The sequence below is a fragment of the Anabaena cylindrica UHCC 0172 genome (assembly GCF_034931625.1).
Classification (GTDB): domain Bacteria; phylum Cyanobacteriota; class Cyanobacteriia; order Cyanobacteriales; family Nostocaceae; genus Anabaena; species Anabaena cylindrica_A.
In genome coordinates this window covers 47,576-59,526 of sequence record NZ_JAYGGY010000001.1, presented here as the reverse complement: position 1 = coordinate 59,526, position 11,951 = coordinate 47,576, and the positions used below count along the sequence as shown (strand labels likewise).

Here is an 11,951-nt window from a genome sequence, read left to right as displayed (position 1 = left end):
AATTATGATTATCAAGTAATTCCATCTTAAATCTCACAATTAATCATCAAATCAACATTCAAAAAAAACATAATACTTTAAAATAACATCCTCCACATCCTTAAATCCTGTAAATCCTGATTCAGACAAAAAAAGATATATATCGATTATCGGTTGAGTGAGGTAAAAAAGATGGATTTGATTATTGTTTTCCGAGAGTGACAAAACATGGATATGCCTACTATCAGCAAATATTCTAACTCCTGACTCCTTACAAATCTATACCACCAAAAGCTTTAGATATTCCTTATTGTAAATCCTAAAATAAAATAAAGAAACAAGTCTTTTGACTACCAAAACTATAAGATGATTATAGTAACTGAGTATACAGAAATTCAAGTTGTAATCCGTTCTACCTGACATTTTTAGGGAATGAGTACAACTTAATATATCATCCATTATCTTGCCTAAATCGCTGCAAAGTCTCACAGGCAAGGCAATTATTCTTGAGTGCAAAAAATCTCAATCCCTACCCCAAAAATACAAGTACCCCTGTGATCAAAAGCTAGTACCCCTACCCCCAAAAAAATGTAAAGTTCTGTTAAATAGGGGTTTAAACCTATTGAGTACAAGCGTAATAAATCCAATAGATCCAATCGGTATGTGCTGTTTTTTTTGCTTTCGAGTCACCTGATATAAGCATAAAAATACAACACGGCTCTTTTAACCAGGCAGTACCGATGCAACAGTCTTTCGACAGTATCAGTAAAATCCAAACTGCAAATACAGACTTGACAAAAAATCAACGTTCTGGCGGTTTTTTGGAGCCATTAATGAGCGATTTTCGCATCATTTTTGAACGTGATCCAGCAGCACGTAATTGGTTGGAGGTAATATTTTGTTACCCTGGATTTCATGCTCTTTGTTTACATCGGCTTGCACACTGGTTACACCGCAGCAAGGTGGGTTTTATCCCCCGGTTAATTTCCCACTTAGGACGGTTTTTAACAGGTATAGAAATTCATCCAGGTGCAGAAATTGGTAAAGGTGTATTTATCGATCATGGCATGGGTGTTGTCATTGGTGAAACTGCCATTGTCGGAGATTATACGCTGATTTATCAGGGTGTAACTCTGGGTGGAACTGGGAAAGAAAGCGGTAAACGTCATCCTAGCTTGGGTAATAACGTTGTCGTGGGTGCAGGTGCGAAAGTTTTGGGAAATATCCAAATTAGCGATCGCGTGCGGATAGGTGCAGGTTCAATTGTCTTGCGTGATGTTCCCCCAGATTCCACTGTTGTGGGGATTCCTGGACGCATTATTCCCCATAAACAAAGCAAACGTCTCTCTCCCTTAGAACATGGCAAGTTACCCGATGTCGAAGCAGGTATAATTCGTTCCTTGCTTGTTCGGATTGAAAAACTTGAACAACAACTACAAACCCTGACAAGTCATCAGCAGGACGAGGATAGTTAAATTATGTTTTCACCAGAAGAACAAGTTTTACAGATTCCTTTGAGCGATAGATGGCAAATTTATCACCGATTACAAGAGTTGACGATTGCTTGTTCCTGTCCCTCAGATGGTTCATTGCGAGTACAAGTTAACAGTTTGCAAGAAGCTATTCTTGTCCGCAGTGCAGTCAAGCAACTTTTAGCTTCTCGTTGTGAGTTAGTGGAATGGTTAGAAAATTGTTGGAATCACAGTATTAAGTAAAAACTGTGTGAGTGATGACAATTTACAATCTCTAGAATGTCTAATCAATACAATATCAGCGCAGAATTTATGTTGCAAGCGTGATTTATTCTCTGCACAAGTTAAAGTTATTGTTCACTCACAAATTAGCTTGCAGACTGAAGGTAATTAACCTAAGCTTAGGTTTCATTCTGCCAAATCTGCTAAATCTAAAACTTCACTCACATAGATCAACTGGCAGGTAAATGAAGTACAAAGTTTGATCATCAAGACTTTTACTCTTGACTCCTGAATTCTGCTATATTTCATTTCTCAATAGAGTGAAATTAGCAAGTAACACTGGGGATGGCATTTGAAAAATTATTGTCTAGCTTGATATTTTCAACGTCAAATTATGGTACAGCGTAACAGCGATAAGAAATTACTTCACTTTTTGCATAATGAATTGGCACTTTCAAATGCGGATATTGCTGTCGCATTACGACACCGTGAGTTAGATAAAGGCCCTATACCAATGCTGCTTTGGCAGTATGGCTTCATAGACTTAGAGCAACTAGACAAGATTTTTGATTGGTTAGCAGAACACGCATAGTGAATTATTGCAGTCCTAACTGATTGAAGAGTTAAATTTTTTGCACTTAGATATGAAGCAGCTATTTGTGAGACATCAATTGTCCAAATCACAGATCCATTTTCACAAACAAATGAGGTTATTACTATGATTACTAGTTTAATTGCTGGATTGAGTATCTTGTTACTGACTGGATTTACTAATAGTTATATTAGCTACTTACTATTTGATAAACATCAAATTTACAACAGTAAAAAGCCTTCGTAAATTATACCAATATTTTGTTTTCTGCCATACAGATGTTGTGTGAGTTATTGAGCAATAATTAAAAATCATAAACCGTGTTCAATAACTGGTGCTATGGAATCAGGTAGGAAGTAGGAGGTATAAAGGAAAGGTTTTAACTTTATTTTACATTTATTATGTCTTTGTACTGAACATTTATCTAGAAATTTTTGTAAGGATTCAGAATACAGAATATTTGATATAGCAGGAAACAGAGAACAGAAGAGAAAAATATTCTTTTTCCTCCTGACTCCTGACTCCTAACTCCTGAATTCTCACAAATTTTTAATATTTCTTTTATATCTATTATTACTAGGGATTGTAGTGTTAAAGGGTATTAGTAAAAACTCCGTCAGAGGAATATTTGATATGAGTCAAATCATTATTAATGATACTACGTTACGTGATGGTGAACAGGCGGCAGGTGTTGCTTTTAACCTAGAAGAAAAAGTAGCAATCGCTCAATTTCTTGATGCCATTGGTGTTCCTGAAATAGAAGTCGGTATTCCGGCAATGGGAGAAGAAGAAATTCGGGCAATTACAGAAATTGCTAATTTAAATTTAGATGCAAAATTACTAGGTTGGAACCGCGCTGTTATCTCAGATATTAAAGCTTCTATCGCTTGTGGACTTCAACGAGTACATATTGCTATTCCCGTTTCTGGTATTCAAATTGCTGCTAAATTTCATGGTCAATGGCGAGTAAGTTTACAAAGACTCAAAGACTGTATTAGCTTCGCTGTGGATAATGGTCTTTGGGTTGCAGTAGGAGGAGAAGATTCTTCTAGAGCAGATGAAAACTTCCTCGAAGATGTAGCATTATATGCTCAAGAATGGGGTGCATCAAGATTTCGTTTTTGCGATACAGTTGGAGTTCTCGATCCCTTTGGAACTCACCTCAAAGTTAAGCGATTAGTATCTACTTTATCAATTCCCGTAGAAATTCACACTCATAATGATTTTGGTCTAGCAACTGCTAACGCTATTGCTGGTATTAAAGCCGGAGCAGTTTCTGTCAATACCACCGTTAATGGTTTAGGTGAAAGAGCCGGAAATGCAGCTTTAGAAGAAGTTGTGATGGCACTTAAATGTATTTATGGTGTTGATTTGGGTATTAACACTCGACATTTATTAGAACTATCACAATTAGTTGCTGCTGCTTCCGGTGCTAATGTCCAACCTTGGAAAGCAATTGTTGGTAAAAATACATTTGCTCATGAGTCTGGTATTCATGCTCATGGTGTATTACAAAACCCAGAAACTTATGAACCTTTTGCTCCTGAAGAAGTCGGTTGGGAACGCACTTTAGTAATAGGTAAACATTCTGGACGGCATTTGGTATCTAATTTGTTAGAACAATATGGGATCTTTTTGAATGCAGAAGAAACCCAATCTATTTTAGATTCAGTGCGTCAACAATCAACACTGAAAAAACGTAGTCTCACCACAGAAGAATTGTTAAATTTAGTACGTGAACAGAGGTATTCTCATGCAGCGCGATGAATTAGAACTGGACTTACCTCCTGCTTTTGAAATTGGTCAAAAGGTAAGAATTCGTAAATTGATCAAAAATGATGGCACGTTTCCCGGTCAAGACATTGGTGCAGTTTTGGCTCAAAAGGGAGAGGTTGGTTATATAGCAAGTATAGGTACATATTTACAAAATACCTATATTTATGCGGTGCATTTCTTAGAAACAGGGTTCGTCATCGGTTGTAAGAAAAAAGAACTAGAAATTGTTGAGGAAAATAATGAAAGTAATGCTAAGGATGAATGATGCTGGTACTTTGGTGGCTTATGTTGCCAAGAAAGACCTTGAAGAAGAAGTTGTGAAACAAACAGATAGTGATGCAGGTAAAGTTCTTACTTTAGCTAATGGTTGGGAATTAGAATTTAGTGAGTTACCAGCTACAGAAAAATTACCCCTCACTGTAGAAGCTAAACGCCTCGCTTAGAATTTTCATGATAGGGAGATGGGAAGATAGTGAAAATCTATCTTTCAAATCATGTCAGAATAATTCATAACTCTAATTATAAATTAGACATGATTCACCCTATCTAACTCAGGTTAAACAGAAGTTAATTTTGGAATTTTGAGTTACTATTTTGAGTTACTGATATGGGTGAAAAGTACCAGACTTTATCGGAATTGAATCTTGAGGGAAAGTTTTTAGGTTTTGTCGGTGATAAATCAGGACAATATAAGCATTTGCAGTTAGCGATTCCCTCAGGAAAGGTGAAAGTTAAACTACCTAAAGACTTGCGCTGTTCTCCAATATCTACTTTAGTTCCTGGTGAACAAATTCGCATTAGTGCTATCGGTAAATTAAACTCGCGGACAAGTAAAGTTAAACTCAAAGCTTATCAAGTTGAAGCAGTTGGTTTGTGTCTCATTGAAAATCGACTACCACAAACCAAGGCTAAGATTATGGTTTGTCAAAAATCTGGTTGTATGAAGCGGGGTGGAAAAGGTTTATTATCAGAGTTAGAGAAAACTTTGTGCGATCGCGGTTTGTCAGATCAAGTTACTATTGAACACACTGACTGTCAAAAACGTTGTAGCAGCGCACCCAATTGTGTTTTGATGTTGGGTAAAAAGCAATACAAAAAAGTTCATCCAGAAGCGATTGCTTCTTTGTTAGAGAATCATTTCAAAGGATGTTTTAAAAGTGAGAAAATAGTGTAGCAAAGCTCACAGTTTTTAAGCTGAAAATTTGAAGACATCAGCTTAAAATTCTTTTCCGGATATGTCTAATTTACTATTGGATAAATTTTATATTAGAGGATATTTTAAAAGGGTATTTTGCTATTAGAATTAGCACATTCAAGCATCTCAGTACATTAATAAAAACTTTGATTTTCCGTTGCATTTAAAATCAGCAATAACGGTAAAATCCACTTTTTGTAGTTTGTGAATATCCTCTTAGTCCAATAAATAAATTGTATAAGATTGTGAGGACTATAACTTTGACTAAAAGCCAATTTGCCAATGTAATTTCTGCTAATTGGCTGCTGTTGATTGGAATAAATCTTTTAGGTTGCCTTTTCCTATCTACATCTGTTGCCATTAAAGCTGCATCTGCGGTTGATGGAGAAGCTACTGATGCTGCAAGCAAGGAATTAGCGACTGATAAAAAATCAGAATCCACTGAAAAGATTAGCCAAAGATCGCAACATCCATCTTTTAAACTGAAGCAGCGTTTGATTCAGTTTAAACAACAACAGATTCTTCACCAACAAATGGATGCTTCCAGCAATGTGGGTGATAGCTTTGGTGAAGCTAAGAAACTTTATCCTACTCAGCCCCAAACTATCACCCAACAGACAGATGCCTCTGGTAGTGCAGGTGATGGAGATGTTAATAGATTACGCCAGGATTTATTAGTTGAACCTCTGTTTCAAATAACTCCTCCACAAACTCCTTCACAAACTCCTCCACCCAAGCGAACCTACCAACCTGGACTCAGTTTTGGCGCTCCGAGTGCTTTCGGGGCTGGTTGGGGTGACTTATTTGTAGGGGCATCGGGCGCTACAGCAGGTAAAAGTAGAGATGGGAACCCAGACGCGAGTATGAGCGCAGGTTTTGGCTTAGGAGATGCCTATAAGCTAATTGGTTTGGAATTCACCTTCAACAACGGTAGTATCAAAAATTTCGGTTATAACGGCACTTTTGACCTCAAAGCTCACCGCGTTGTCTATGCTAAAGGCAACAATCAGGTTGCTGTGGCTGCTGGCTGGAATACCTTTGCCCAGTATGGTAATGAAGGAATTAGACCTTCCAGTGCTTATGGTGTAGTTACAACATACTCTCTTTTACAGCCCGACAATCCTGTTAATCCAATGGCGATCTCCTTTTCTCTGGGAGCCGGCGGTGGTGACTTCCGACAAGGTAATGAGAGTACAGGTATATTTACTGGGTTCGGTGTGCAAATTCATCCTCAGGTAGGTATAGGTCTAGGTTGGAGTGGAGTAGGTTTAAATGCTGGGATTTCCTTTATCCCTGTGCCTACCATTCCCTTAACAATTACTGCTCAAGGTGCTGATCTCACAGATAACAGTTTCGGCGGTAGGATACTTGTTTTGACTGTGGGCTATGGTTTCAATTTCCTACCTAGATAGGTTTTTGATAGCATCAAAACTCAAACAATACATGAAGGTTTTCAATGATTTTGAAAACTTCCTAATTTCTCCTGCTGACTTCTGAAAGGCAGTTGCTCTTGGGAAACCTCAAGACTTTACTGCCTTCTCCTGATTCCTACTCTATGGTTTACGTCAAGCCACTCTTCACGACAAAGTTTTTCAGCCAACCCTAAATCAGCGCTTCAATATCGACTATCTAGAGAATCACCATGTTAAAAATCAGAACCTTTTTTCTCGCTCTGGCTTGTGCGCCTTTAATTTCACTTTGTTTACAGTTAACGAATCAAGTCCAAGCGAGTTCACCGAGTAAAGGTCAGGCGGGATCTGGTAGTGGCGGTGCAACCCCACCCACAAATTATCACCCTGGTCAATCACCGAGTAAAGGTCAGGCAGGATCTGGTAGTGGCGGTGCAACCCCACCCACAAATCACCCTGGTCAATCACCGAGTAAAGGTCAGGCGGGATCTGGCAGTGGTGGTGGAAACACAAATAATCCAGGTCAATCACCTAGTAAAGGTCAGGCGGGATCTGGCAGTGGAGCAAATTCATCTAATATCATTATCACAAAAGAACTGGATGGGTCTATAAAGATTACGCTTTTACCTGATGCTGTAAAGAGGCTAAATTATATTGCGGCTAAACTGCGTGCTAGTGGAAAGTATAGTAGATTTACGCGGTTTAAAGCTATTTTACTTCAGAAATACTTCGTTTTAAATGGGCTTCATCCACAATTAGCAAAATCATTCACAAGTGTATTACCGGATATTTTCTTGACCTCTTCTGATGCTTCTACTGCACCCAGTCTTCCTTCAGTTCAGTTACCACAAGCAAAGTTAATAGCCAGCATTAAAGCTTTCAAAGCTGGTTTAACAATTGCTGAGGCTAATGAAGTACCAACTGTGAATGTTGATAAACTGAACGAAGCTATTAATATCCACAACAAGATTGTTCTAGAAAGCGATCCAGCAACTCTTCAGCAGCTTTTACGAAATTCAGACTTTGTGGAAATTGGTAAAGCTCTCACAGAATTAAGGGCTGCAATCCAGTAGTATTGAGATTAAGTTCATAGGGTGCGTTAGGGGCATTTACAAAAAATCTTGATTCATAAATGACTGGATCAAGCGCCGTAACCCACCATTAGCCGTTGGTAATTATATATATCTTCTCTTGGTGGGTTACGCTTTCGCGCAGCTATACCCGCAGGGCTATACCGAATCCTACCATTAATCTTGCATTCTAAAAACTGATTTGCCGCGCATCTAAATATATTTAAAACCTGGTTAAAAAGCTTCTTATTGAGAGGCTTTTTTGCTGGCGCTTGCTCCTCGGAGATATCAGAAGGGAACTGAGGAGAGCAACTAAGGTATCTCGGTCAAATTGATTCAAGCGATCGCACAAACCTTCAAATCCGGCTTGGGAATCGTCCTAACTCCTCAATCACTGCCAATCACCCTGAATAGAAAAAGCTGCCCAATAATAAGGTGCTGAAAAGTTCTGATTGCGCCACATTTCTAATTGCGCCATCCTCAATGCTGCCATCGGATTTAACCCCTCCTTGAGCATCTTTTGATAAAACTTAGTCATCAACTCCGCCGTACCCACATCACTCACACTCCACAAACTCACCACCACCCTCTTAGCTCCCGCATACATAAACCCTCTTGTTAACCCCACCAAACCCTCACCTTTCACCTCTTCACCTAATCCTGTTTCGCAAGCACTTAAAACTACTAATTCAGCAGGCAAATTGAGGTTAAAAATATCTTGAAGACGCAGAAACCCATTTTGTGATTTGCCATCTTGATCAAACAAAGAAAACACCACACCAGATAACTCTGGATGGATAGAATTGAGTAAACCGTGAGTTGCTAAATGAATAATTTGGTAATTTCCTAGTTCAGAATTAGTTGCTATATCACGAGAAGCCTGGAAATCGAATGCTTGCAAACGTTTATTTTTTGGGACAAGGGCAAGAATTTTCTCCGCTTCCTTACGTGTATATTCCAATCTATTTAGAGTAGAACCAACATCAAAAGCAGATCGAGTAAGACTACTGGCAATAGTGGTAGTCTTACCAAATGCTGGTACACCAGAAAAACGAGTATCTGTTAATTCAAATACCGGATCTGCTATTACTGCCAGAGTTTTAGTTGCTGGAATACGGCCTCGGAGTTGACGACGCAAAATAGCTACTGTGGAAGCTGACGGTAAAGAGACAATTTCATTCTGTACCAACAGAGGTGTGTAACCTGATTTTGCTGAAGGTATTGGCAGGGCGGCAAAGGGAATATATTGCAATGCCCCATCACCGACTATTAGCAAGCGTTTGTTTCCCAATTGACTCGCTACTGGTTGCAACAACATTTGGCTTAATTTTTGTCCTACTTCTAAATCTCCTTCTTTTCCTGTTTTGAGAAAAGAGTAAAATTCGTCAGATGCAGCTTTTATAACCGTAAGTTTTGGCAATTGATAGCTAGTCATTCCCTTTTTGCTAACTACCCATAAATAGCTTCTATCCTTCCCCAAGGAGTATTCTAAAAGTATAGTATTATCATCTAATACCTGTTCTTGAATTTGTTTCAGAGTCAAAGGTTCGGGATATTTAAGTTCAGCATAGCGCGGACTAGTAAGACGAATTTTTGCTGCCAGTTGGTCAATTTGGGTAAGTAAGGATTCTATATTTCCCTGAATTTCTTTTAATTGTTTTTGGCTATACTGACTATTAAGAAGTTGATATTTGTTATTTTCTAAGGTGTTAAGTTGTTGTTGCAAATTACTTTCTTCAGCTAAAAGTTGAGAATCTACACCAGTGCGAATATCTGCATTAGCTTCAGTAAGTAGTTCTAACAAACTGCGAGCGCGTCCACGTTCACTGGCATGGAGAGCTTGAGCATCATAACCTTGATGAGGATCTTTTTGATGCAGTTGCATCAGCAAGTCAATATATAATTTATAGTAATCTTGAACTGTAGCAAAGTAAGAAGCGCGAAGTTCTTGGGAGCCAATTTTGGTTCGCAGTTTTTCTACAATTTTGATAGCGGTTTCTATTGAGGTTAGAGCTTGTTGAGAATTACCTGAATCACTTTGTATATAGGCAATATTGTAGAGACTCAGAGCTTCCCCAGATTTATCTTCTACTTGTTTTTTAAGTACCAGTGATTGCTGATAATAATCCAGAGCTTTTTGTTTGTCTCCTGTATTGGAGTAAATAGAAGCAACGTTATTAATAAAAATTGCTTCTGAACCTTTTTCTCCTATCTGTTGGGCAATGAGAACGGCTTGTTGATAGTATTCTAAAGCCTGTTGCTTTTCTCCTAAATCTTCATAAATTGCACCAATATTATTGAGAACAATAGCTTCCCTACTTTTATTACTCACTTGTCGCGCTAGGAGAAGAGATTGATTGAAGTAATCTAGAGCTTTTTGTTTTTCTCTTAAGTCATTATAAATCCCACCAATATTATTCAGGGTTAGGGATTCTCTGGATTTATCTCCCAAGGTTTTAAATAAATTTAAAGATTTATTATAGTAATCAAGGGCTTGATTTTCTTCTCCTAATTTGTCATAAATTCCGCCAATATTGTTGAGAATTAAAGCTTCTAGATTTTTATTCCCAGTTTTTTGGGTAATAGGAAGAGATTGATTGAAGTAATCTAGAGCCTTTTGACTTTCTCCTATGTCGTCATAAATTCCCCCAATGTTGTTAATAGCCAATGCTTCTAGATTTTTATCATTAACCTGCTGAGACAAAATCAGTGCTTGATTATAGTAAGAAAGTGCTTTTTGTTTTTCTCCTAATTTATCGTAAGTTACACCAAGGTTGTTGAAAGTACTTGCTGTTTTGCTTTTATCTCCTAATTGTTGAAATATGCTTAGAGATTGGGTGTAATATTCTAGAGCTTTTTTATTTTCGCCCATTCGATTGTAAACAAAGGCAATATTATTGAGAGTATTTGCTTCTCCAATTTTGTCTTTGATTTTTCTTCTCAGCAAAATAGATTGATTATAAAATTCTAGTGCCTTTTGTGTTGCATTAAGATTGGAGTGGATTAAACCAATGTTATTAAGTGCCAGAGCTTCTCTATATTGATTACCTAGTTTTTGCCATAATGGTAAGGATTTATGATAAAATTCTAGGGATTTTTGTTGATCATTAAGTTCATCATAGATAGCTGCAATATTGTGGAGTGTATTGGCTTGATTCTTTTGATCATCTATTTGTTGAGAGATAGAGAGAGATTGTTTGTAATATTCTAATGCTTTTTTTTCTTCTCCTATATCATCATATATTTTGCCTATATTGTTGAGAACTAAAGCTTCTCCATTTTTATCTTCTAATTTTTGTCTAATAGACAGAGCTAGGTTGTATGATTCCAGTGCTTTTTGCTTTTCACCGATGTCATCATAGGCTTTGCCAATATTATTTAGTGTTAGTGCTTCAAGAGATTCATTTTCTATTTCTCGGCAGATAGGAAGAGCTAGGTTATAATATTCTATAGCTTTTGAATCTTGTGAGATTTGATCATAAATAAAGCCTATTTTAATGAGAGTAATAACTTCATCTTTTTTGTTTTTTAACTGTTTAAAAAGTGGCAAAGATTGTTGATAGTATTTGAGGGCTGTTTGTAATTCTCCAAGTTGGGAATAAATAGCAGCAATATTACTTAATGCTGTTGCTTCCCCAGTTGTTTCTCCTACTTGTTGCCATAGAGTAAGGGATTGATTAAAGTGTTCTAGAGCCTTTTGTGTATCTCCCAGGTTATTGTGAATAGAACCAATATAAAGAAGAGTGAAGGCTTGAGCAGAGCTATTATTTGCTTTCTCATATAATACAAGCGCTTCTTCAAATTTGACAATTGCTTGTTTTAGAGATTCTGGTGTTTTCTGCTCAAATAGCTGTTTACCTTCCTGAAAAGCTTGATCGGCTTTATCTGTATTAGCTGGCTTTTGGGCTATAACCTCCATCTGTCTAGGTATGGCATATACAGACTCTGATAGCAAAAAAATATTGATAATTCCCGGTAGTGAAACAAGTGTAATTAATGCCAACATTGATTTTTTCAGCATCATTAATTCCAATATCCTTGAACAAAAAAAGCTACTCAATAATAAGGATCAGATTATTCAGTTTGTAATATTTATAACTTTATTATCAACATAGCCGCAGTAAGTTTTCAATCATCATTCAACATTGAAATATTTCTGAATGCTGAGTAAAATTAGATAAGAGAACTCCACAAAAAGAAATGTCCAATGTCATTCTGTTCACGAAGTGTGGCATT

General features: G+C 37.4%; 10 protein-coding genes. 9 read left to right on the top strand and 1 reads right to left on the bottom strand.

The annotated features are described in order from the left end of the window. Window positions 1-719: 719 nt before the first annotated feature. The 9 genes from cysE (at window position 720) to VB713_RS00250 (ending at window position 7,718) form a co-directional block, all read left to right on the top strand. Window positions 720-1,454: a serine O-acetyltransferase gene (cysE, locus tag VB713_RS00290; protein WP_323309589.1), complete on the top strand. Its 735-nt coding sequence runs from the start codon at window positions 720-722 to the stop codon at window positions 1,452-1,454. A 3-nt stretch (window positions 1,455-1,457) separates the two neighbouring features. Next, entirely contained in the window at window positions 1,458-1,694 is a 237-nt protein-coding gene (locus VB713_RS00285; protein WP_323309588.1) for an Asr1405/Asl0597 family protein, read from the top strand. Between the two features lie 373 nt (window positions 1,695-2,067). After that, window positions 2,068-2,265: a DUF2949 domain-containing protein gene (locus VB713_RS00280; RefSeq protein ID WP_323309587.1), complete on the top strand. Its 198-nt coding sequence runs from the start codon at window positions 2,068-2,070 to the stop codon at window positions 2,263-2,265. A gap of 633 nt (window positions 2,266-2,898) precedes the next feature. Next, the gene (gene nifV, locus VB713_RS00275; RefSeq protein WP_323309586.1) at window positions 2,899-4,032 is read left to right on the top strand and encodes a homocitrate synthase; all 1,134 of its coding nucleotides are present in this window, start codon (window positions 2,899-2,901) and stop codon (window positions 4,030-4,032) included. Next, window positions 4,019-4,306, top strand: a complete 288-nt coding sequence (locus tag VB713_RS00270; protein ID WP_323309585.1) for a nitrogen fixation protein NifZ — start codon at window positions 4,019-4,021, stop codon at window positions 4,304-4,306. The genes nifV and VB713_RS00270 overlap by 14 nt, the downstream gene beginning before the upstream one ends. After that, on the top strand, window positions 4,281-4,484 hold the full coding sequence (gene nifT / locus VB713_RS00265) for a putative nitrogen fixation protein NifT (RefSeq protein ID WP_323309584.1): 204 nt from the start codon (window positions 4,281-4,283) through the stop codon (window positions 4,482-4,484). The genes VB713_RS00270 and nifT overlap by 26 nt, the downstream gene beginning before the upstream one ends. A gap of 164 nt (window positions 4,485-4,648) precedes the next feature. Next, window positions 4,649-5,215, top strand: coding sequence for a (2Fe-2S) ferredoxin domain-containing protein (locus VB713_RS00260; protein WP_323309583.1), 567 nt, complete (start codon window positions 4,649-4,651; stop codon window positions 5,213-5,215). A gap of 281 nt (window positions 5,216-5,496) precedes the next feature. Then, window positions 5,497-6,648: a hypothetical protein gene (locus tag VB713_RS00255; protein ID WP_323309582.1), complete on the top strand. Its 1,152-nt coding sequence runs from the start codon at window positions 5,497-5,499 to the stop codon at window positions 6,646-6,648. Window positions 6,649-6,878: 230 nt separating this feature from the next. Then, window positions 6,879-7,718, top strand: a complete 840-nt coding sequence (locus tag VB713_RS00250) for a hypothetical protein (RefSeq protein ID WP_323309581.1) — start codon at window positions 6,879-6,881, stop codon at window positions 7,716-7,718. A gap of 388 nt (window positions 7,719-8,106) precedes the next feature. Here VB713_RS00250 and VB713_RS00245 read toward each other — a convergent pair whose 3' ends face one another. After that, a complete protein-coding gene (locus tag VB713_RS00245; RefSeq protein ID WP_323309580.1) occupies window positions 8,107-11,739 on the bottom strand; it encodes a CHAT domain-containing protein in 3,633 nt (1,210 codons plus the stop codon). Window positions 11,740-11,951: the final 212 nt, after the last annotated feature.